General features: G+C 47.2%; 11 protein-coding genes. 10 read left to right on the top strand and 1 reads right to left on the bottom strand.

Annotation, left to right across the window (positions count from 1 at the left end; genetic code table 11):
* The gene (locus AC6I2O_RS01195; protein WP_497741564.1) at window positions 1-4,230 is read right to left on the bottom strand and encodes an acyl-CoA dehydratase activase-related protein; all 4,230 of its coding nucleotides are present in this window, start codon (window positions 4,228-4,230) and stop codon (window positions 1-3) included.
* Between the two features lie 509 nt (window positions 4,231-4,739).
* Here AC6I2O_RS01195 and tgt point away from each other — a divergent pair.
* The 10 genes from tgt to glgB all read left to right on the top strand — a co-directional run bounded on the left by tgt (window position 4,740) and on the right by glgB (window position 25,237).
* A complete protein-coding gene (tgt, locus tag AC6I2O_RS01190; protein WP_120391404.1) occupies window positions 4,740-5,882 on the top strand; it encodes a tRNA guanosine(34) transglycosylase Tgt in 1,143 nt (380 codons plus the stop codon).
* A gap of 76 nt (window positions 5,883-5,958) precedes the next feature.
* The gene (gene yajC, locus AC6I2O_RS01185; RefSeq protein WP_120391405.1) at window positions 5,959-6,270 is read left to right on the top strand and encodes a preprotein translocase subunit YajC; all 312 of its coding nucleotides are present in this window, start codon (window positions 5,959-5,961) and stop codon (window positions 6,268-6,270) included.
* 263 nt (window positions 6,271-6,533) lie between these two features.
* Window positions 6,534-7,616 (top strand): 3-isopropylmalate dehydrogenase, encoded by a 1,083-nt coding sequence (gene leuB, locus AC6I2O_RS01180; protein WP_497741563.1) that lies wholly within the window; start codon window positions 6,534-6,536, stop codon window positions 7,614-7,616.
* A gap of 75 nt (window positions 7,617-7,691) precedes the next feature.
* Window positions 7,692-9,383, top strand: coding sequence for a dihydroxy-acid dehydratase (ilvD, locus tag AC6I2O_RS01175; RefSeq protein ID WP_120391408.1), 1,692 nt, complete (start codon window positions 7,692-7,694; stop codon window positions 9,381-9,383).
* Between the two features lie 68 nt (window positions 9,384-9,451).
* The gene (gene ilvB, locus AC6I2O_RS01170) at window positions 9,452-11,125 is read left to right on the top strand and encodes a biosynthetic-type acetolactate synthase large subunit (protein ID WP_120391409.1); all 1,674 of its coding nucleotides are present in this window, start codon (window positions 9,452-9,454) and stop codon (window positions 11,123-11,125) included.
* Window positions 11,126-11,230: 105 nt separating this feature from the next.
* Window positions 11,231-12,313 (top strand): 3-phosphoserine/phosphohydroxythreonine transaminase, encoded by a 1,083-nt coding sequence (serC, locus tag AC6I2O_RS01165; RefSeq protein WP_497741562.1) that lies wholly within the window; start codon window positions 11,231-11,233, stop codon window positions 12,311-12,313.
* Entirely contained in the window at window positions 12,313-13,470 is a 1,158-nt protein-coding gene (locus tag AC6I2O_RS01160) for a 3-phosphoglycerate dehydrogenase family protein (RefSeq protein WP_120391411.1), read from the top strand. The genes serC and AC6I2O_RS01160 overlap by 1 nt, the downstream gene beginning before the upstream one ends.
* A gap of 85 nt (window positions 13,471-13,555) precedes the next feature.
* Window positions 13,556-14,809: a DUF1015 domain-containing protein gene (locus AC6I2O_RS01155; RefSeq protein WP_497741561.1), complete on the top strand. Its 1,254-nt coding sequence runs from the start codon at window positions 13,556-13,558 to the stop codon at window positions 14,807-14,809.
* 595 nt (window positions 14,810-15,404) lie between these two features.
* Window positions 15,405-22,619 (top strand): InlB B-repeat-containing protein, encoded by a 7,215-nt coding sequence (locus tag AC6I2O_RS01150; RefSeq protein WP_497741560.1) that lies wholly within the window; start codon window positions 15,405-15,407, stop codon window positions 22,617-22,619.
* A gap of 206 nt (window positions 22,620-22,825) precedes the next feature.
* Window positions 22,826-25,237, top strand: coding sequence for a 1,4-alpha-glucan branching protein GlgB (glgB, locus tag AC6I2O_RS01145; protein WP_120391415.1), 2,412 nt, complete (start codon window positions 22,826-22,828; stop codon window positions 25,235-25,237).
* Window positions 25,238-25,284: the final 47 nt, after the last annotated feature.

Raw genomic sequence — 25,284 nt, 5'->3', positions numbered from 1 at the left:
TTAACTCTTCAGGTTCTTGTTTGCAGTTGACAGCATCAGTTTGATGCGGTTGAGCTGATTGACTTCGCTTGCGCCCGGATCGTAGTCGATGGCTACAATGTTGGACATCGGATACTGCCTGCGCAGCTCTTTGATGACCCCTTTGCCGACCACATGGTTCGGCAGGCAACCAAACGGCTGCGTGCAGACGATATTGTTGACGCCAGCGTGAATCAGTTCGAGCATTTCTCCGGTGAGGAACCAGCCTTCTCCGGTCTGGTTACCGAGGGAAACGATGTCTCTGGCCATTTCTCCGAGATGCTCAATGCGGGCCGGGGGATCAAAGCGGGTACTCTTTTCAAGTGCATCCGCAGCCGCGCCGCGCAATTTTTCCAGAACCATAATTCCGAAGTTTGCAATCATCGCAGACTTCTTTTTTGTTCCGAGATAATCGCTTTTAAAGTTCTGATTGTAAAAGCAGTAGAGCAGGAAATCCAGGAGGTCCGGAACAACCGCCTGAGCTCCTTCTGATTCAAGCAGCTCCACAAGATGATTGTTTGCTGCCGGCATGAACTTTACAAGGATCTCACCCACGACTCCCACCTTTGGCTTTTGTTCATCGGTGATCGGAAGTGTATCGAAATCCTGAACAATTTCCCGGCACATCTTTCGGAACTGGCTGTAGGAAGGCTTACCGGAGACAAACGTGCAGCAGCGGTCTTCCCACTGGTGAAACAGGGCGTTGGCAGAACCGGGCGTCTTTTCATAGGGGCGCACCCGGTAAAGGCAGCGCATGAAAATATCGCCAAATACGAGTGCAAACATGGCGCGTTTCACCATCTGATAGCTCAAAGAGAAGCCTGGATTGCTCTCTAGGCTGCTCAGGTTCAAAGAGATGACAGGAATATCCGGAATCCCTGCTTTTTGCAGAGCGCGGCGGATAAAACCGACGTAATTCGAAGCACGGCAGCCGCCTCCCGTCTGTGTCATAATGACAGCAGTACGACTTAAGTCATATTTACCGGAGAGCAGAGCTTCCATAACCTGACCGACTACCATCAGAGATGGATAGCAGGCATCATTGTTTACGTATTTCAGTCCTACGTCCACGGCTGTGCGGTTGTCGTTGCGCAGCAGCTCAATGTGGTAACCGGAAGCATTCAGTGCGGCTTCGACCATTTTAAAATGAATCGGCGACATCTGCGGGCAGAGGATGGTATAATCTCTGCGCATTTCCTTTGTAAAGACAACGCGGTTTATGTTTGCCGGATGAATCTGGCGTGGCTCCCGGGCGCGCTCCTTGTGCGTACGGATTGCAGCAATTAAGGAACGGATTCGGATCTTGGCGGCGCCGAGATTATTCACTTCGTCAATTTTCAGACAGGTGTAGATCTTGCCGGAGCCAGAAAGAATGTCATTTACCTCATCTGTGGTGACAGCATCCAGGCCGCAGCCAAACGAGTTAAGCTGAATCAGATCCAGGTCATCCCGTGTTTTGACGTAGTTTGCGGCAGCGTACAGGCGGCTGTGGTACATCCACTGATCAAGTACCATGAGCGGGCGTTCCACCGGTTTTAAATGTGAGATGGAATCCTCAGTCAGTACCGCCATGCCGAACGAATTAATCAGCTCAGGAATCCCGTGATTAATTTCCGGGTCAATATGATACGGACGGCCAGCCAGAACAATACCGTGACGGCCGGTTTCTTCGAGATATTTCAGGGTTTCTTCACCCTTTTGATACATGGCTTCCCGTGTGCGCGTCAGTTCCTCCCAGCCAGCCTTGGCAGCAGCAACGACCTCCTGAGCGGGAATATCCGGGAACGCAATTTTTAAACGGCTGGTCACGGTGTCCAGGTTTGTAAAAGCGATAAACGGATTTTCAAATCGAATTTGTTCGGTACGCAGGCCTTCTACGTTGTTTTTGATGTTTTCCGCGTAGGAGGTGACGATCGGACAGTTATAGTGGTTTGGCGCGTCCTGAAATTCCGTGCGTTCATATGGGATACACGGATAGAAAATATATTTGATGCCCTTATGAATCAGCCATTCCACGTGGCCGTGCGCCAGTTTGGCAGGATAACATTCTGATTCGCTTGGAATGGATTCAATGCCAAGTTCATAAATTTTCCGCGTGCTGGACGGAGAGAGAATGACCCGGTATTTCAGCTCTGTGAAAAAACGGAACCAGAACGGATAATTCTCGTACATATTCAATACGCGCGGAATGCCTACAGTACCGCGCACGGCTTCATCTTCCGGCAGCGGTTCGTAGGAAAACAGCAGTTTGTTTTTAAATTCGAACAGGTTCGGCACATGGTCTTTGTTGCGTGTTTTTCCGATACCACGTTCACAGCGGTTGCCGCTGATAAACTGGCGGCCTCCGGAGAAGCGGTTGATCGTCAGGCGACATTGATTCGTACAGCCCTTGCATTTGGCCATGGAAGTGGTGTATTCCAGAGAATTAATGCGGTCGATGGACAGCATGGTACTCACTGCGCCTTCCTGGTAGCGTTCTCTTGCAATCAGTGCAGCGCCAAAAGCGCCCATGATCCCGGCAATATCCGGCCGGATTGCTTCACAGCCGGCAATTTTTTCAAAACTGCGCAGAACACCGTCGTTGTAGAATGTACCGCCCTGAACCACAATATGACGTCCAAGTTCGGAAGCATCTGCTACTTTTATTACCTTATATAATGCGTTTTTAATTACAGAGTAAGCCAGGCCGGCGGAAATATCAGAAACCTCCGCGCCTTCTTTTTGCGCCTGCTTTACTTTGGAATTCATGAATACGGTGCATCGGGTACCAAGATCAATCGGATGCTCGGCAAAGAGCGCCGCTTTTGCGAAATCCTGTACCGTATAGTTGAGGGATTTTGCAAATGTTTCGATAAAAGAACCGCAGCCGGAGGAGCATGCTTCATTGAGCTGTACGCTGTCAACGGTGTGGTTTTTGATTTTGATGCATTTCATATCCTGGCCGCCGATGTCGAGGATACAGTCAACCTCGGGATCAAAAAAGGAAGCAGCATAATAATGTGAGACCGTTTCGACCTCCCCTTCGTCGAGCATTAGGGCAGCCTTGATCAGCGCTTCTCCATAGCCGGTGGAGCAGGACCATGCAATTCTGGCTTCAGAAGGAAGCTGATGGTATATGTCCTGGATGGCCGTAATGGTGGTGCCCAAAGGATTCCCATTGTTGTTGCTGTAAAAGGAGTACAGCAAGGTACCGTCGTCACTGACAAGCGCCGCTTTTGTCGTTGTGGAGCCGGCGTCAATACCGAGGAAGCAGTCGCCTTTGTAGGTAGCGAGACTTCGCGTTGCAACACGGTTACAGCTTTGCCTTGCAATAAAACGATCATAATCTTCTTTGGAAGAAAACAGCGGTTCCATACGGGCGACTTCAAATTCGAGATGAATCGGATGAGACAGCTTTTCGTTTAAAATGCCAAGTGTGGTACATGCATTTTCCTTTGCGTTCAGGGCTGAACCAATCGCTGCAAAGAGGTGGGAATTCTGCGGTATGATGGCATGTTCTTCATCGAGCTTCAGCGTACGTACAAAAGCTTCCCGCAGCTCGGAAAGAAAATGGAGCGGTCCGCCAAGGAAAGCGACGTGGCCGCGGATTGGTTTGCCGCAGGCCAGGCCGCTGATGGTCTGGTTCACGACTGCCTGAAAAATAGAGGCAGACAGATCTTCTTTTGTTGCCCCCTCATTGATCAGCGGCTGAATGTCCGATTTTGCAAAAACGCCGCAGCGGGCTGCAATCGGATAAAGGGAAGTATAATTCTTGGAATATTCATTCAATCCGGAAGCATCCGTCTGCAAAAGGGATGCCATCTGGTCAATAAAGGAACCCGTGCCGCCTGCACATACGCCGTTCATACGTTGCTCCACGCTGCCGTTCTCAAAATAGATGATTTTGGCATCCTCACCGCCAAGTTCAATCGCAACATCTGTCTGTGGAACAAAATGTTCCAGGGAGGAAGCCACAGCGATCACTTCCTGCACAAACGGGATCTCCAGATGATTGGCGAGTGTCAGCCCGCCGGAACCCGTAATCACAGGTAAAATTTCCAGATCACCGAGTTTTGTCGCAGCCTCAGATATGAGGGAAGAGAGTGTCTCCTGAATATTTGCAAAATGTCTTTTATAATCGGAAAACAAGAGCTCACGGTCCGGGCTAAGGACTGCAACCTTCACGGTAGTAGAACCGATATCAATTCCAAGAGTATGTAAAGATTTTGCCATATATATTCGCAGGGAATATCCCTGCGCCTCCTTTTACATGTGAATCTAAGTCTTATATGTCATTCTATGTTCTACGATATGTTACTGTTTACATTGCGCACAGAAACTTTCGCAAATCCATCTGAGATTTCTTTCATGAATGAGATTCGCCCACACCGGAATTATTTTCTCACGTATGTTGCAGTAAGTCAAAGTTCCTGGTGAACAGTAACTACGATTATACGACAAAAAATACAAAATTTCAAATTACTTGCATTATTAAATATTTCCATATATACTTATATTCCTGAGGAAATTCAAATAGAAAAGTAAGTACGATGACGGGGACAAAGAGAAAATGGCAGATAATTCCAGGAAAAACAAAGATTAATTTTAAATTTTATTAGAGTGTGAAGAAAAAACAGTTAATATAGTACAGATAAAATATTCATGGAAAATCTCTGGAAAATTTGTGGAATGTCACTATTTCAACGATCCCGGTGTTTTCCGAATGCGAGGAGGAGCAAAGTATGTATCGGATTATTACGCGTGACGGACTGGCAAAGCGTGCTGAGTTTACAACCGTGCATGGAACGGTTCAGACGCCTTTGTTTATGAATGTGGGTACGGCCGCAGCGATCAAGGGCGCAGTGGCAACGACAGATTTAAAAGAAATCGGGACACAGGTGGAGCTTTCGAATACGTACCATCTTCATGTCCGTCCTGGAGACCATATTGTAAAACAGATGGGCGGGTTGCACAAATTTATGAACTGGGATCGCCCGATTTTGACGGATTCCGGCGGATTTCAGGTATTTTCCCTTGCCAGTCTTCGAAAGATCAAAGAAGAAGGCGTTTACTTTCAGTCACATATTGACGGGCGGAAAATTTTTATGGGTCCGGAGCAGAGTATGCAGATTCAGTCCAACCTGGCCTCCACAATTGCTATGGCGTTTGACGAGTGTCCTTCCAGTGTGGCAGACCGGCAGTATGTACAGAATTCCGTAGACCGGACAACCAGATGGCTTGTGCGTTGCAAGGACGAGATGAAGCGTCTGAACGCTCTGGAAGATACGATTAATCCACATCAGCTTCTGTTCGGTATTAATCAGGGAGCCATTTATGATGATATCCGTATAGAACATGCAAAGCGCATCTCCGAGCTGGATCTTGACGGCTATGCGGTAGGAGGTCTGGCAGTGGGAGAAACCCATGAGGAGATGTACCGGATTCTTGACAGCGTTGTTCCTTATCTGCCCGCGGACAAGCCTACGTATCTGATGGGGGTGGGGACTCCGATCAATATTCTGGAAGCGGTAGAGCGCGGTGTGGATTTCTTTGACTGTGTATATCCGAGCCGGAATGGACGCCACGGGCATGTGTACACGAATGACGGAAAACTGAATCTGTTTAATGCAAAATACGAGCTGGATCAACGTCCGATTGAGGAAGGATGCGGATGCCCCGCGTGCCGCAGTTACAGCAGGGGCTATATCCGACATCTGCTGAAGGCAAAAGAAATGCTCGGCATGAGGCTTTGCGTGCTGCACAATCTGTATTTTTACAATCACCTGATGGAGGAAATCCGGGCAGCGATTGAGGCTGGCAATTACAGCCAGTTTAAAAAGGCAAAAATTGAGCGATATACACAAAATCAGGAAAAAAATGCTTGATTCAGGTAGAAGGATTGTGTATTATTAAAGATAGTTGTTTTGCAAGTTTATTATTTGAAAGCAGGAGGAAAGAAACATGCTGAATTTATTAGCAGAACAGGCGTCAGCAGGCGGAAGTATGATGCTTATGGTCGTTTATATTGTGATCATCGGCGGAGCGATGTACTTTTTCGCGATCCGGCCGCAGAAGAAGGAGCAGAAGAGAATGGCTGCCTTGCTTGCTGCAATGGAGGTAGGCGATACGGTTGTGACGACAAGCGGATTTTATGGTGTGGTGATCGACATTACAGATGAAGACTGTATCGTAGAGTTTGGAAGCAACAAAAACTGTCGTATCCCGATGAAAAAGGCTGCGATTGCAGAAGTGGAGAAGCCGGGACAGGAGTAATATTCGGCCCGGGAAAATATGACTTGTCGGAAAGGGCAGGAACAGTTTTCTGGAATCAAATTTTCTGGAATCAAATTTTCTGAAATCAAAGATGCAAAGACGCAGAGTATACCCCACAGGATGGTGATAAGCCATCTTGTGGGGTTTTATGTAAGACTTTACTTAATTAAACAGTTGAAATGTACGGGAAAATACATTATTATAGGTAGAACGAGAAATATGAGCGGCATATGGAGGATAGCCGCAGAAAGGACGATACAGATATGGAACATAAAATAGCAGTCATTCCAGGTGACGGCATCGGACCGGAAATTGTGGCGGAGGCATGTAAGGTACTGAATGCGGCAGCTGCAAAGTTTGGCTTTTGTCTGCATTATACAGAGCTTTTAATGGGAGGCGCCTCTATTGACGTGCATGGAGTGCCGCTGACGGATGAGACGATTGAGACAGCAAAAGCAAGCGAGGCTGTGCTGATGGGGTCCATCGGCGGCGACGCAAAGACCTCACCTTGGTACAAACTGGAGCCACAGCTTCGTCCGGAGGCTGGCCTTCTGAAGATCCGTAAAGCTCTGAATTTGTTTGCAAATCTTCGTCCGGCTTATCTGTACGACGAACTGCGGGCAGCGTGTCCGCTTCGGGATGAGATTATCGGCGAAGGGTTTGACATGATGATTATGCGCGAGCTGACCGGAGGGCTTTACTTCGGCGCGAGACAGACGGTTGAAGAAAACGGCGTGCGAAAGGCAACGGACACACTGGACTACAATGAGAATGAAATTCGCCGGATTGCGGTAAAAGGTTTTGAGATTGCCAGAAAACGCCGGAAAAAGGTATGCAGTGTAGATAAGGCAAATGTTCTGGACTCCTCCAGACTGTGGAGAGCAGTTGTGGAAGAGGTTGCAGGAGATTATCCGGATGTGGAGCTGTCCCATATGCTGGTCGATAACTGTGCGATGCAGCTTGTGAGAGACCCGGCACAGTTCGATGTGATTCTGACGGAAAATATGTTTGGCGATATTCTTTCTGATGAGGCGAGCATGGTGACTGGTTCCATCGGCATGCTTTCTTCTGCATCTTTAAATGAGACAAAATTTGGGCTGTATGAGCCGAGTCACGGCTCTGCACCGGACATTGCGGGAAAAGGCATTGCAAACCCGATCGCAACGGTGCTGTCAGCTGCGATGATGCTGCGGTATTCTCTGGATTTGGATGAGGCGGCAGATGCGATAGAAGCTGCTGTGAAACAGGTATTAAAAGAAGGGTACCGTACCGGTGATATTATGTCTGAAGGCTGCACGCTTGTTGGCACAAAGGAGATGGGCGATCTGATTGCAGCACGTGTATGACAGGGGCTTATAAAACTACAGAAGGAAATAAAAAGCAGCAGGATAAAGCAACACGGGTAAGAGGAGGAAAATGGTATGAGAAGTGACGCAGTAAAAACAGGTATTCAGCAGGCGCCGCATCGTTCTTTGTTTCATGCGCTTGGACTGACGGAAGAAGAGATGAAACGACCGCTGGTCGGAATCGTCAATTCCTATAATGAAGTAGTTCCGGGGCATATGAATCTGGACAAAATTACAGAGGCTGTAAAGATGGGTGTCGCCATGGCAGGAGGCGTGCCGCGAGAGTTTCCGGCGATTGCAGTCTGCGATGGTATTGCGATGGGACATGTCGGAATGAAATATTCTCTGGTGACGCGTGATCTGATTGCCGATTCAACAGAGTGTATGGCAATGGCACACCAGTTTGATGCACTTGTGATGATTCCGAACTGTGATAAAAATGTGCCGGGACTTTTGATGGCAGCGGCTCGTCTCAACATACCGACAATTTTTGTCAGCGGCGGTCCGATGATGGCAGGTCATCTGAAAGGAAGAAAGAGGAGCCTTTCCAGCATGTTCGAGGCAGTGGGAGAGTACACTGCCGGAAAGATGACAGCGGAAGAAGTGACCGAATATGAAGAAAAAGTCTGCCCGACCTGCGGTTCCTGCTCCGGTATGTATACGGCAAACAGCATGAACTGCCTGACGGAAGTGCTTGGCATGGGACTTAAGGGGAACGGAACGATTCCGGCTGTTTATTCAGAGAGAATCCGCCTTGCAAAGTTGGCAGGTATGCAGGTGATGGAGCTCTGGAAAAAGAACATCCGTCCGCGCGATATCATGACAGAGAAAGCGTTTATGAACGCCCTCACCGTGGATATGGCGCTGGGATGCTCCACAAACAGTATGCTGCATCTTCCGGCGATCGCACATGAGGCAGGTGTGGAGCTGGATGTGGACATTGCAAATGAGGTCAGTGCGCGCACGCCGAATTTGTGCCATCTGGCGCCGGCTGGTCCGACTTATATGGAGGATCTGAACGAGGCAGGCGGTGTGTATGCTGTCATGAATGAGCTGACAAAAAAAGATCTGCTGCATCTGGACTGCATGACCGTAACCGGAAAGACTGTGGGTGAAAATATTGCAGGATGTACGAATCAGAATCCGGAGGTGATCCGTCCGGTGGAGAACCCGTACAGCGAGACCGGCGGTCTTGCGATCTTAAAGGGCAATCTTGCGCCGGATTCCGGCGTTGTAAAACGCTCTGCGGTAGTACCAGAGATGATGGTACATGAAGGACCGGCGCGTGTCTTTGACTGTGAGGAGGATGCCATTGACGCAATTCTCGGAGGCAAGATCAAAGCAGGCGATGTGGTAGTAATCCGTTATGAGGGGCCCAAGGGCGGTCCCGGTATGAGGGAAATGCTCAATCCTACGTCTGCGATTGCAGGGATGGGACTTGGCTCAACGGTTGCGCTGATTACAGACGGCCGTTTCAGCGGCGCATCGAGAGGCGCGTCCATCGGCCACGTTTCTCCGGAAGCGGCAGTGGGTGGACCGATTGCACTGGTAGAAGAAGGAGATCTGATTCAGATTGATATTCCGCAGTGCCGTCTGGATCTGAAAGTCAGTGAGGAAGAGCTGGAGAAGCGACGGGCGAACTGGCAGCCGAGAGAACCAAAGATCAAAACAGGCTACCTCGCGCGGTACGCGTCACTCGTGACATCAGGAAATAAAGGTGCGGTTCTTGTGAATCCGCTTGATAAAACAGAGGGTGGTCAGGTATAGTGCTCCTGTACTCTCAGGATAAAAAAACGGCAGAAAGAAAGACACTGTAAAGAGAAAGGGTTTTTAATATGAAGTTAAACGGTTCAGAAATTGTCATCGAGTGCCTGAAGGAGCAGGGCGTGGATACGGTGTTCGGATATCCGGGCGGAGCGATCCTGAATATTTATGACGAACTTTATAAACACAGCCATGAGATCCGCCATGTGCTGACCTCCCATGAGCAGGGAGCCTCTCACGCAGCGGACGGGTATGCGCGTTCGACCGGAAAGGTCGGCGTGTGTATGGCTACCTCCGGTCCTGGAGCAACGAATCTGGTGACTGGAATTGCGACTGCCTATATGGATTCCGTTCCGGTTGTGGCGATTACGGCAAATGTCGGCGTTTCGCTTCTCGGCAGAGACAGTTTTCAGGAAATTGATATCAGCGGTGTTACGATGCCGATCACAAAGCATAACTTTATTGTAAAGGATGTAACAAAGCTTGCAGATACGATTCGATGGGCCTTCCACATTGCGCAGGATGGCCGTCCGGGACCGGTCCTGATTGATATTCCGAAGGATGTAACGGCAGCGGTGACGGAGTATGAACCAAAGAAACCGGAGCCTGTAGTAAGAAGCACGGAATTTATCAAAGATTCAGACCTGGAAGAGGCAGTAAAGCTGATTCATAAGAGCAAAAAGCCGTTTATTTTAGTCGGCGGCGGCGCCGTAATTTCCGGTGCGCAGGAGGAACTGAAAGAGTTTGCAGAAAAGGTGCACGCTCCGGTGGCAGATTCGCTGATGGGAAAAGGCGCTTACGATGGAAACAGCGAACTCTATACAGGAATGCTGGGGATGCATGGTACGAAAGCAGCCAATCTCGGCGTGACGCAGTGTGACCTTCTGATTACGGTGGGCGCCCGGTTCAGCGACCGTGTAGTAGGGCAGGCAAAAGCCTTTGCAAAGCGTGCAAAGATTATCCAGATAGACGTCGATGCAGCTGAGATCAACAAAAACATTATGGTAGACGCTGCGGTGATCGGCGACGTGAAGGAGGTTCTGAAGCGCCTGAATGAGCGCATTGAGGAACACCGCCACGATGAGTGGGACGCGGCAGTGAAAGAGCTGAAAGAGAAATATCCGCTGAAATACAATACAGAAGGCTTGAGCGGCCCGTATGTGGTGGAAGAGGTTTACCGTCAGACAAAAGGCGATGCGATCATTGTCACAGAGGTAGGGCAGCATCAGATGTGGGCAGCTCAGTATTACAAATATTCAAAACCGCGGACACTTTTGACATCCGGCGGACTTGGCACGATGGGGTACGGCCTTGGGGCAGCGCTTGGCGCAAAGATGGGAAACCCGGACAAAACCGTAATCAACATCGCAGGAGACGGATGTTTCCGTATGAATATGAACGAAATTGCAACAGCAGCGCGTTACAATATTCCGATTGTACAGGTAGTCATCAACAACCATGTTCTGGGAATGGTGCGTCAGTGGCAGACATTGTTTTATGAGAAGCGTTATGCAGCTACGGTGCTGGATGATAAGGTGGATTTTGTGAAACTGGCAGAAGCACTCGGAGCAACTGGAATCCGTGTGACGAAGAAAGAAGAGTTGGCGCCTGCGCTGGAAAAAGCGCTCTCACTTGGAAAGCCGGTGGTTGTAGACTGCGTGATTGACTGTGATGACAAGGTATTCCCGATGGTAGCGGCAGGCAAGCCGATTGATACTGTGTTTGATCAGGATGATCTGGATTAAGAAATCTGTTAAAAATGCGTAATTGCAAATATCAGGAAAAAGCTGAATTATGACAGCATATTGATATTTTTATAAAGAGGCAATGAGAAAGAGGAGGATGAAAAAATGAGCAGAATTTACAATTTTTCAGCAGGTCCGGCGGTGCTGCCGGAATCTGTGCTTCGGGAAGCACAGGAGGAAATGATGGATTACCGTGGTTGCGGGATGTCTGTGATGGAGATGAGCCATCGTTCCAAGGTATTTGACGATTTGATTCAGGAGACGGAGGCAGATCTGCGCGATATTATGCAGATTCCGGACAATTATAAAGTATTGTTTTTGCAGGGCGGCGCAAGCCTTCAGTTTTCGATGATTCCGATGAATCTGATGAAAAACCGTGTGGCAGATTATATTGTGACTGGCCAGTGGGCAAAGAAGGCATGGCAGGAGGCAAAGAAATATGGCCAGGCGAATGCGATTGCATCCAGCGAGGACAAAACGTTCTCCTATATTCCGGATTGCAGCGATCTTCCGGTCAGCGAGAATGCAGATTATGTATATATCTGTGAAAATAATACAATTTACGGTACAAAGTTCAAAAAGCTTCCGAATACAAAGGGAAAACTGCTTGTTTCAGACGTGTCTTCCTGTTTCCTTTCTGAGCCGGTAAACGTATCAGACTATGGAATTATTTACGGCGGCGTTCAGAAGAACATCGGTCCGGCAGGTATGGTGATCTCGATTGTCAGAGAAGATTTGATTACGGACGATGTCCTGGATTTCACGCCGACCATGATGAAGTTTAAGACACATGCAGATGCAGGCTCCATGTATAATACACCGAACTGCTATTGCATTTATATGTGTGGCAAAGTATTCAAGTGGATTCGCGAAACCGGCGGTTTGCAGGCCATGAAGGAGCGCAATGAGGCAAAGGCAAAAGTACTCTATGATTTCCTGGATGCCAGCCATATGTTCAGCGGTACGGTTGTAAAAGAGGATCGTTCTCTGATGAATGTTCCGTTTGTAACAGGAAATAAGGAACTGGATGCCAAGTTTGTAAAAGAAGCTGAGGCAGCAGGCTTTGTGAATCTGAAAGGTCATCGCAGCGTAGGCGGAATGCGTGCGAGTATTTATAATGCGATGCCTGCTGAGGGTGTGGATGCCCTGGTTGCATTTATGAAGAAATTTGAAGAGGTGAATGGCTGATGTACAAATACGCCTGTCTGAATCAGATTTCACAAGTAGGTCTGGATCGTTTCACAGATCAATACATACAGGTAGAAGAGATCAAAGATGCAGACGCCGTACTGGTGCGCAGTGCAAAGCTGCATGATATGGAATTTCCGGATTCTCTGCAGGCAATAGCCCGTGCAGGGGCCGGAGTAAACAACATTCCGCTGGAACGCTGTGCAGAGCAGGGAATCGTTGTATTCAATACACCGGGAGCAAATGCAAATGGCGTCAAAGAGCTTGTATTTGCGGGCATGCTGATGGCTGCGCGGGACATTATCGGAGGCGCCAACTGGGTGCAGAGCCAGGTTGGAAACGCTGAGATTGCGGCAGCCACTGAGAAGGAAAAAAAGCGTTTTGCAGGGAGCGAATTACAGGATAAAAAGCTCGGAATCATTGGTCTGGGTGCAATCGGCGTGCAGGTAGCGAACGCTGCGACACACCTTGGCATGCAGGTATACGGTTATGATCCCTATATTTCTGTGGATGCAGCCTGGAATCTCTCAAGGAGCATCAAGCATATCAACTCCGTGGAACAGATTTATGAGGAGTGTGATTACATTACAATTCATGTGCCGTTGCTGGATTCCACAAGAAAGATGATTGGCCGCGATGCGATTGCCAAAATGAAAAAGAATGCGGTAATTTTAAATTTTGCACGGGATCTGCTTGTGGATGAGGAAGCTGTGATTGAAGCAATTGAGGCCGGGAAGATCCATCGCTATGTTTCTGATTTTCCGAATCCGGTGACGATCGGGAAAAAGGGTGTGATTCTCACACCGCATCTTGGAGCGTCTACTGCGGAGTCCGAGGATAATTGTGCAGTTATGGCCGTGAAGGAGCTCAAAAATTTCCTGGAAAACGGAAATATCCGTAACTCTGTGAATTATCCGAACTGTGATCTTGGCGCCTGCAATGCTGAAGCACGCGTTGCAATTTATCACAAAAATATGAAAAAAATGATCGGGCGGTTTGCAGACATTCTGGCAGATACGAATATTAAAAATATGAGTAATACAAGCAAAGGCGATTATGCCTATACGCTGGTTGATCTGGACACCCAGGTGGAGCCGGATGTGATCGAGCAGCTTCGCGCGACAGAAGGCGTTGTGAAAGTGCGTGTGATTAAATAACAGGTGCAAAGGAAGGAGCTGTTTTGCAACAGCTCCGGATATTTTTTCGGGAAATGAGAGAACTGAAAGAAGAAAGGAAAAGAACATGGCAGATATCAAACCGTTTCAGGGACTTTGTCCAGCAGATGCGTATGTATCACGAGTAGCAGCGCTTCCGTATGATGTATACAGCCGCGAAGAGGCGTATGTACAGGCAGCAAAAGACCGCCTTTCATTTTTGAATATTGACCGTCCGGAGACACAGTTTGCGCCGGATGCGGATATGTATGCGCCGGAAGTGTATGAGAAAGCAGGCAGTATGCTTCAGGAGCAGATCAGGAATGGAGTTTTTGTGCAGGAGGGGCAGGAGGTCTACTATCTTTATGAGCTGACGATGGACGGCCGTGCGCAGACCGGACTGGTGGCCTGCGCTTCTATTGATGATTATATCGGCAATGTGATCAAAAAACACGAGAATACGAGAGCAGAAAAGGAGGCAGACCGCATCCGTCACGTGGATGTGTGCAGCGCACAGACTGGACCAATTTTTCTTGCTTATCGAAAAAATGAGATGATTCAGGCCGTGACCGAAACCAAAAAACAGGAAGCTCCTGTTTTTGATTTTGTTTCAGAAGATGGAATACGGCACAGGGGCTGGAAGATTGAGGATACGCAGAGTATCGCGCAGATACGTGCGGCTTTTGCCGGGATTTCTGAGGTGTATATTGCAGACGGGCATCACCGGGCGGCATCTGCGGTCCGTGTCGGTCTGAAGCGGCGTGAGCAGCATCCGGGCTACAGCGGAAGCGAGGAGTTTAATTATTTTCTCTCTATTCTGTTTCCGGATGAAGAGCTGATGATTATGGACTATAACCGTGTAGTCAAAGATCTGAATGGTTTGTCCGAGCAGGAGTTCCTCAATAAAATTTCAGAAAAATGTACAGTCCGCAGCCTTGCGGCGGATGATTCCGCAAAAGAAACAAAGCCGGAAGAAAAGGGTGAGCTGATGATGTACCTCGGAGATACTTGGTATTATCTGACGATCCGGGAAGAATACCGCAGTGCGGACCCGGTGGAGGGACTGGATGTATCAATTTTGCAAAAAGAGGTACTGGGCCCTATCCTTGGAATCGGAGACCCGCGGGTTGATGAAAGGATTGATTTTGTCGGAGGCATTCGCAGGTATGGGGAGCTTGAGCGAAGAGTACACTCGGACTGTGCCGTAGCATTTGCAATGTATCCGACTGCTATTTCAGAACTGTTTGCAGTGGCAGATGCAGGGCTTTTGATGCCGCCGAAGTCAACCTGGTTTGAGCCGAAGCTTCGGAGTGGCCTGTTTATCCATGAAATAGAAAAATGAAAATAAAAAATGAAAATAGAGAAGAGCTGGGCAGGAGTCCAGCTCTTTTTTTGTGTGAAAGTTGTGCGTGAAATAGAAAATATTTTTGCATATCAGTCTGAAAATATCCTTTTTAATAACGATTTTATAAAATCTAAAGATGGCATATTTCTGGTTTGTAAAATTGTATGTTTTTATATTTTTATTTAGAAAAATAATTGTTTTATTAAAAAAAATTTATATATAAAAGAAAAAATAAATTATATCATCTTTAAAGTTGGAAATTTTAGGGGGGGGGGGGTAAAATTAACATGAAAAACAGATTTTTTTTGAATTTTTTAAAAATTATAACAAAATCATGAAAAAAACTCGAAAAGGGTCTTGATTTTTAGCAAAAACAGGAATAAGATAACCAACATATAAAGTTTCGGCCACATTTAAGATTTCAAGAGCTTCCTTGTTGTTTGCTAAGTAAACAGGCCGGGGGCTTTTTTGCTGCAAAAAGAGAGGGGTAACTTTTTGTCAGACAAATATTCTCTAGGTGAGGCTGTAAATTTTTTATGGAGCTGAAACGAACAAAACTATTTGCCAATAAAGAAAGAGAGGAGTGAAAGATGTGCGTAATGCATGGAGAAGAGTAGTTAGTTTTGTTGTAAGTTTAGCTATGTTTCTGGGGGTATTTCATGGAGGAGGCCTTACTGTTTTTGCGGCAGGCATTGGCAGTAACCCGAAACCGGTAGTTGATATCGCGGTAAATGTACCGGAAGATTATCCTGGCACATTCCTGGATTTCAAGCAAGAACTTACAGAAAAGCTGATCAGTCAGGGTATGGATCCGTCGACGTTTCGAATTACGACAACGGCGGCAAAGATCGATACAACAAATTTGAACGGTTGGTATGTATATGATCACTATTATAATCAGGCGCAGTACGATAGCCTGAATTTGTCCGCGGATCAGAAGTTGAAGCAGCCGTTCAGGGCAGCGGATAACTCGCATATCAGTGGCGGTGTCACTACGATAGAGGCAAGTGGGGCGCGTACCACAAATATTTCAGGCTGTCGAGCTTTCAAACAGCATATTGATTCCTTTGCAGATGCAAACGGCAAGGCAAATATGGTATTTGCCGGTTATGGAACAAATCCTTTGATGGACTATATGTTTTATCCGGCCACAAGCGATTCCAGAAGAACGATCAGTTTTGATATGGATGCGAGTGCCGTAGGTCCGCATACGCTTGCAGGCGCAGGCTTTTTGCTGAACTGTGGTATTGTGAATGGAAATCTGACAGGTTATGTTCTGTATTTTACAGGCCTTACCTCACAGACACCTACAGCAGTAATCCGTGCGATTACTTTTCCGGTGAATTCAAACGAGCCTTCGATTCAGTCCGGTACTCAGCTTGGAAGTACAACGATAAACCTCGGCGCTCAGAAGAAGGCAAGACTTACGATTGATCTGAGAAAAGACAGAGTATCTGTTCAGTCACAGCCATACAGTGGCGGCACGCTCGGTACGCTGGTAACGAATTTTAATTCCATACCATTGACACCGAACGGACTGAATGGCTTCGGACCAGTGGTTGGATATACAAGCCATGGTTGTTCAGAGCTCACCATTTACCGTTTTATGGACCTGGAGATGCGTTATGAAGCTTCTGCGTTTGATGCACTGAAGCAGGTACAGTACTATGAAGGTGCGGAGTACAAATATTTCATCAACCTGGTAGGAGCTAGCAATAACCCGCAGGTACCGGATGAGAAGGATCCGACTTATGCAGACGGTATTAACCGTATGAATGAAAACGAGATTTTCTATGTCAGTAACGGAAATGATGGAAAAGTAGTTACAGATTCTACGGAGGATCATCTCGGACTTGGCGCTGGAAACGGTTTTTATGCAACCGGTGATGATTTCGTTGAAACAATGGCACAGTTCATTGCAACTAATTATTTTGAAGGAAATCATTTTCAGCAGGCGCAGGTAAAGAGTGAAATTCCGCTGGCAAATTTCTATATCAAGGATGCAAACAGCGGTGAGCAGGTCATGACAATCCACAAGCAGCATCTTGTGAATTCAAATGATACAGTTACAGTAAATATCTTTGATAAGTCAAAAACGGGTACAGGCGGAGAGAAGATTTCACAGTGGCAGCTGAAAATTTACGATCCAAATAACACTATCGTTTATGATTCCGGATGGAAAACAGATCCAAGCCAGATCGAGAATTTCGTTTATGATAAGACCAAGCCGGATGGCCGCTGGATTTTTGAACTGTCGGTTAAGGATGATAAGGGAAATGAATCAAAAGCGTTCCAGACCTATCTGACTGCATTTCTGGATGACGTGGAGCCGGAGATTGCAGGAAGCAATACAGGAAGGAATGAAGCAACAATCACTCTGACCGATAAGGGTGACGGTATTGATGAAGACGGTATTACACTGATTGAGGATGACAGAGGTTCCGGTGTTTCGGCTTATTACATTACCGATGACCCGAATGGCCCTGAGCCAGATGAGAGCGAGTGGATTTATCTTGATGCACCTGTTCATACATATGATTTCAAAGTAGATATCAGCGAGTATGTCGGAAAAGGAAAATCTCTTGTCATCTGGACAAAAGATGAGTGTGAAAATGTTGGAAACAAGGCAGTATTTAAACCAGTACATGTTATTGTTCAGAATCCGGACGATCCGGATGATCCTCTGGACGATTATTATGTAATTGGTGACAAGGAGATTATCGTACTTCCGGAACCACCGGAACCGGATGATCCGGAATCAGAATTCCAGGTATGGAAGGATGATGATGGAAATCCGATCACGCCGGGAACCCCAATCATTCCGCCGGATGATGATGATGAGCCGACGATTATTATTACACCGACCTATACAACAGATACCGGAGTGATTCAGTTTGATGCAAACGGTGGTAAGATTGGTGATAGTGAAAACAAAAAATATGTGGTAGCAGCATTAAGCAGTGTTCGTGAGCAGGTAATAAAATATAACCATGTACCTGTGCGAGAGGGGTATTTATTTACAGGCTGGACCATGGAAGACGGAACTGCGATTACAACGCAGCAGGTCGCAAAGGATCTGACAACTGTCGTAAAAGCTCAGTGGCAGATTCAGTCTTACAAGCTGAAGTTCAATGCGAACGGTGGTTCTCTTGGCAGCGTGAAAGAGAAAGAACTTACTTACGGTACTGCAATTAATCCAGAAGTGACTAAGCTGACTGGCCGAGAACTTCCGAGTAAACCTGGTTACATTTTCATGGGATGGAAAGCAGACGCTGCTGGAACTACGGAAATCGGAAGTGCTACCATGCCGGCATCTGATTACACAGTATATGCACAGTGGCAGGCAGATGGCTCGAAGTTTGTAGTTCACTTTGACAGCGACGGAGGAAGCCGGATTTCAGATCATGCGTATGTAACGGCATCGGCTACCAATTACGATAACTTCCTGAAGCCTTCGAAATCAGGTTATACGTTTGAAGGGTGGTTCTATAAAAACGACGATGGAAGCGAGACAAAATATGAGGGCGGCGAGCCGTTCATCAAGAAGTCAGAGCATACCTTTGTCGCACACTGGTCACCGAGAGCAGATACGCGTTACAATGTAGCTTATTATGTGAGAACTGATTCCAAGGATGCGGAAGGCAATTATACATACCGTAAAGTGGCCGAGGAAACTGTTTCTCATACAGGTACAACAGAGAGCAAGATTAGCATCAATGATTATCCGGAGGACCTGAAACAGACGCTGACGGTAAACGGCGAGGAATATTGGTACAATGCAGAGCTTGAAGGAAACGTACTGGAAGGTACGATTGTAGGAGGTACACCGACAGAGCTGAAGCTGTACTACAGTAAATATTTTAACCTGAATATTACCTCAAAAGGGGAAGGTAGTGTTGTTCCGGCTCTGAAACAGAAGGAAGGAACGACCCCGACTGTTACGTGGAAAGCCGCAGCAGGCAGTCATGTAGTAAAGGTAACAGTAGACGGCGTGGTTCGAGATGACCTGATTGGAGCAAATTCCTATACGCTGCAAAGAGAGATTCATGAGAATCACAGTGTTTATGTTGAGTTTGAAAAAGATCCGGTTGATCCGCCGATCGTCCCGGCTCCGGGGGAGGATGTACCTAAATTTTATCAGGTGAGGACCGTATTAGAAGGCTGCACAGACGGTTCCTGTGATATCACACCGACAACGCGTCTTGCAGAAGGTGAAGATTTCACAGTTGCCTGGACCCTTGGCGAGGGCTATGGCGTTGCTGCAATTGTAGTGGACGGAGTGGCATACACAGACCTGACAATAGCTTCCGTGGACTTTAAGGGACTTCAGGCAGACCACGAGGTTATCGTAAAAGTGTCCAAGCTTCCGACAATCGGTGGCCAAAAGACAGACGGTCAGTATACGGTGACAGTAAACCGTTATGGGGGAGATGCAAGCAGTTCTGTAAGTGGAAGTGCAACGGTTGCTTACAATGATTCGTATACGCTTACCTGGAATGCAGGAGACAATTACCAGCTTTATCGTATCTTTGTCGATGGCGTGGAAAAGACAGAGAGCAAATTCCTGGAGGATTCTGGTTCCTGGAAATTCAAAGTGAAACAGAATACAGTTATTGACGTATACTTTATTGACAAGACGCAGGACAAAGAGACGATACCGACTTATGATGAGGATCAGTACGTGAAGGTTACGACGCAGATTGTAGGCGGTCCTGGTGAAATATCAAGTGGTGCGGTTATTGAAGCGAACGGTAATTATGAAGTAGGTTGGGGAGTAACAGCAAATACAGCAGATCCGACTTCTGACGACTATACTTACTATGAGGTGGTCGATGTTCTTGTAAATGGAGAGAGCAAGGGAAGCGATCTCGATAAAGTAGAACTGAATAATCTGACTGAGGATGCGCATGTTGTGGTACAGGTGGCTCCGGTATTTTATGATATCGATCTGTACAAGTACGGTGCAGGAACGATTTCCTCATCAAAAACTGTTTATAAAGGACAGAGTTATGTGGGGATAAATGCTGCTCCGGAAGCTGGATACAGCATATCCAAAGTTACGATTGACGGAAAACTAGTACTTGATACAGTAGAAAAAGAGACTGAATCAGAAACGGAATCCGAGACTGAATCAGAAACGAGTTCGACTCGGATGCCGGCCCGGGCGCCACAGATGTCCAGACCGAATCTGGCTCCGCCAGCAGCGCTTCCGGATGAGACGACAGATGTTCCGGGTGCATGGGAGCCGGGGGCAGAAGAAACGGAATCGGAAGCAGCTGAGACAGAAGAGGAGACTGTAAAAGTACCATCAGAAGCAGAGTCTGATGAAGTATCTGAGGCTTTGGAAAAATCTGAGGTATCCGCAGAACCGGAAACAACAGAAGTCTCAACAGAATCCGAGGCTACAGAAGGAACGGTAGAACCGGAAATGACGGAAGTATCTGAAGAGGTGAAGCCAGAAGAAACAGCGGCAGAACCGGAGACAGAACAGGCATCCGAAAAACTGGAAACAACAGAATTATCTACAGAGCAGCAGGCAACGGAAGGAACAGCAGAACCGATTACAGAAGAAGTGCTGAGCACTGAGGCGATTACCGAGGCAATCTCAGAGGCAATTACGGAAAAAATGTCAGAGATGCCGGGACTGGTTCCGGTACCGGAGGCGATAGAACAGTCTTTACAGGCGGCAGCCTATGCTGCAGAGACAGCGGGCGGACCGGCTGTGTATGAGGAAACTCAGGACGAGGAGACAGCTCCGGAAGTTACCGGTGATGTCATTGTCGGAGAAGCTTCTGGTCAGAGATCTGCTGCGGAGGATTCAGACAGTTCACTTTTGTTTGATATTGATGAAATCTCAGTGGTTGATTTGTCTGTTGGAAGCTATCATGCGGAAAACAGTACTGCAACAGAAGCGACGACAGAGACTGTAACCGAAGCAGTGACAGAACGAATAACAGAAGCGGTATCTGAAACGGTAGTCGAACCGATGACAGAAAGCGTAACAGAAGCAGTATCCGAAACCGTAACGGAACCAGTGACAGAAACTGCAACCGAAACCGAGAACGTAACGGAGGCAATGACAGAAGCTGTAACGGAAGAGGAGACAGGAGCCGCAACAGAACCGGTGACGGAAGCCGCAACAGAAATCGTAACGGAAGCGACAACCGAGGCAGTGACAGAAGTTACGATGGAAGACGGAATTATGTTGATTGATGATGAGGAATTGTTGGCAAATGCAGCGACTCAGAAAGATCTTATGCCGAAGGCAGAGGGAGACAAATCCTATGAGACTGTCGTAACGATTCCGGATTCACTGGCTTCGGATATTGCAGTGCGTGAGGAAAATGTCACAAAAGGCCAGTTCCTGATGATGGTTGACCAGGCACAGGCTGATCATGTGATAGAGGTATTCTTCACAAAGAATGACGATGCTGACGGTCCGACACCGGCGCCGAAACCGGGAGATCTGCACAAGGTTGAGGTTGAGCTGGTTGGTGGTCCTGGTAGTGTAGAGAGTGGACAGGGATACTTTGCACCGGGCGATGATGACACAGTATCATGGAATGTTCCGAGCGGATATGAGATACAGGGTGTTACGGTAAATGGAGAGCCAATCGAGGCAAGTGGAAATAATCTGCTTCTTGCAGGAATTGACGGGGACAAGAAGGTTGTGATTGAGCTGAAGAAAAAAGGTCCTTCCAATGATCCGATTCCACCAACCTACAAGCAGGAAAAATTCTCGATTGAGACACAGCTTACCGGTGGAGCAAGCGGCACGATTACCAACAGCTGTACGGTAGATGCAGGTGTTTCCAAGAAAGTGGAATGGACAGTGAAACAGGTTGAAGGCCATGATTACAAAGTGAAATATGTTATCGTGGATGGTGTGGTAAGAACGGATCTTGTGACGGATGCAGCAGAGGGAAGTGTGGAGCTTCCGGCTAATGCAAATCACACAGTAGTCGTTGTTATTGATGAAAAGACCCCTGTGAATGTTGACACAGATGGAGACGGAAAGCCGGATATCAACAAGGATACGGATGGAGACGGAAAGCCGGATGTGGATATTGATACGGACGGCGATGGTGAGCCGGATATCAATAAAGATACGGATGGAGACGGAAAACCGGATGTGGATATTGACACAGACGGCGACGGAAAGCCGGATGTCAATAAAGACACAGATGGCGATGGAAAACCGGATGTAGATATTGATACAGACGGTGATAGAAAGCCGGATGTGAATGTTGATACAGATGGAGACGGAAAGCCGGATATCAACAAGGATACAGATGGCGATGGAAAACCCGATGTAGATATTGATACAGATGGCGATGGAAAGCCGGATGTGAATGTTGATACAGATGGAGACGGAAAGCCGGATGTGAATATTGATACGGATGGCGACGGAAAACCAAATGTAAACGTTGATACGGACGGAGACGGAAAGCCGGATGTGAACATTGATACAAATGGCGATGGAAAACCGGATACGAATATTGATGCAAACGGCGACGGAATTCCGGACGACGAGCAGCAGACAGAAACGAACCCGCCGCAGACGGAGACAGACAAACAAACTGAAACGGAGACCGAAACAGAGACAGAGACAGAAACGGAATCCGAGACAGAAAAGGGCGGCTCAAAAACAGCAGGTACCTCAGGTGCAGCGGGAACACCGGGCACAGCGGTAGCAACAGGAGATTCTACGCCGATCACAATGTGGCTGATAGCTTTTGCGGCATCTCTATGTGCACTGATAGCGGGAAGGTATACAGGTCTTCGCAGAAAGAAATACAATAAATAAAAAGCGGCAGTTTAGCAGTCGTGCAAGATGAAGCAACCGGGGAATGAAAATTCCCCGGTTGTTTTTTGCTCTTGTGTTTCCGGTACTAAAATGGTACACTGTTTTTATCCGGAGTTATGACAGAGAGGTGTTTTGAATCGCATGATAAAAAGGCATTCTGCATATCGAAATCTCCGGGTAAATTTTATGCCGTGGAGGGATACTGTATGGATAAAAAGCTATATGATTTAATGGACTGGGCAGGCGTGGAAGCGATTGTTTATTCGGAGGAAGATCATCCCGAGAAATATCTGGGACCACATCAGACAGACGATGGTATTACAATACAGGCATTTTTCCCGGATGCGGCGAAGGTATCTGTACAGGTGAAGGATACCGGGGAGATTTATCCGATGGATATGGAGGATGAAGCCGGATTTTTTGCAGTGCTGCTTTTCCAAAAGCAGATTCCGCAATATTCATATCTGGTTACGTATGAGGATGATACGGTAGAAGAAAAGCTGGATGCATATGCATATGCACCGCTGATTACAGAGAAAGAGGCAAAGCGATTTAACGCAGGTATCTGTTATGATATTTATAAGAAACTGGGCGCGCACCCCGTAACGGTAGGCGACACAGAAGGTGTTTATTTTGCTGTATGGGCGCCGAATGCGATACGAGTCAGCATCGTCGGGGATTTCAACTTTTGGGATGGGCGCAGGCTTCCAATGAGACGTTTCGGTGATACCGGAATTTTTGAACTGTTCGTTCCGGGTATTCAAAAGGGAGCACTCTATAAATATGAAGTGAAGGCAAAAGGAGGACTTACTTATCTGAAAGCGGACCCGTATGCAAATGCAGCGGAGCTTCGCCCGGATACTGCATCGGTAGTTGTTGACCTTCACGACTTTTCTTGGAATGACGAAGCCTGGATGGAGGAGCGAAAAAAACGCGATACAAAGACGGAGCCGATGTTTGTGTATGAACTGCATCTTGGTTCATTTAAAAAACCGGAGGATGGACGCCCGTTTTACAATTATCGTGAACTTGCGCCAATGATTGCAGACTATGTAAAAGACATGGGATATACGCATATCGAACTGCTTCCCGTAATGGAACATCCGTTTGACGGCTCATGGGGCTATCAGGTGACTGGATATTACGCTCCGACTGCCAGATACGGTTCACCGCAGGATTTCATGTATTTTATGAACTATATGCATGAAAATCATATTGGTGTAATTCTTGATTGGGTTCCGGCACATTTTCCCAGAGATACACATGGGCTGAGCAATTTTGACGGTACGTGTCTGTATGAGCATTTTGATCCGAGAAAGGGAAGTCATCCGCACTGGGGAACACTGATTTACAATTATGGTCGGCCGGAGGTATCGAACTTTTTAATTGCCAATGCGTTATTCTGGAAAAATGTGTACCATGCAGACGGGATTCGCATGGATGCGGTTGCGTCTATGCTTTATCTGGACTATGGAAAAAATGACGGTGAGTGGGTGGCCAATATCTATGGTGGGAACGAAAACCTGGAGGCCGTGGAATTTTTCAAGCATCTGAATTCCATTTTCAAAAAAGATGGAGACGGAGCAATTCTGATTGCAGAAGAATCTACCGCATGGCCCAAAATTACGGCTCCGGTTGAGGATAACGGTCTTGGGTTTGATTATAAATGGAATATGGGCTGGATGAATGATTTCCTGGGCTATATGCAGTTGGACCCGTTTTTCCGGTCTTATCATCATGGAGAATTGACCTTCAGCATGATTTATGCGTACAGTGAGGATTTTATTCTGACAATCTCGCACGATGAAGTCGTACATGGGAAGGCATCCCTGATCGGAAAGATGCCGGGCAAGCGGAAGGCTAAGTTTGCGAATCTGCGCGCCGCTTATGGATATATGATGACGCATCCGGGCAAAAAACTTTTGTTTATGGGACAGGATATTGCACAGTTTGATGAGTGGAGTGAGGAAAAATCTGTGGAGTGGGGTCTGCTCGATTACGAGGAACATCGGCAGATGCAGACTTACATGAAAGCGCTGATTAGGCTGTACAAAGAGCAGCCGGCGCTGTTTAGTAAAGACTATGATTCGCAGGGATTCGAGTGGATTAACAGTATTTCCGCAGATGAAAATATGCTTGTTTTCATGCGCCGAGGTGAAAAACAGGAGAATGACCTTCTCATTGTTGTGAATTTTTCACCGCTTGTATATGAAAAGCACAGGATTGGCGTTCCGTACAATGGTAAGTTCAAGGAAATTTTCAACAGTGACAGCACTGAGTTTGGCGGAGAAGGAAATACGAACCCGCGTGCAAGATCTTCCAAAAAGAATGTTTGCGATGACCGTGAAAATTCGATCGAAATACTGGTGCCGCCAATGGGAATTTCTGTATTTCAATGTACGGAAGTAAAGGAAACAGCGAGAAAAGCAACAGTGAAGAAAGCTGCGGCGGGAAAAACGGCAGTGAAAAAAACAACTGCACCGAAGAAAACGGCAGCAAAAACAACGAACGCAGCGGCAGAGCGAGAATCGGTGAAAGAAGACAGGGCAAAGGATCAGAAAAAAAGGACAGCAGGTAAAAAAGTGTCCGAAAAAAAGGATGTTAAGAAAAGGAATTAGATGTATGAAGGATAAGACGCGACAGGAGCATGTGCACACACACGTAA

The sequence above is a fragment of the Blautia sp. St.27G3 genome (assembly GCF_059728505.1).
This window is presented reverse-complemented; position numbering and strand designations above follow the sequence as displayed.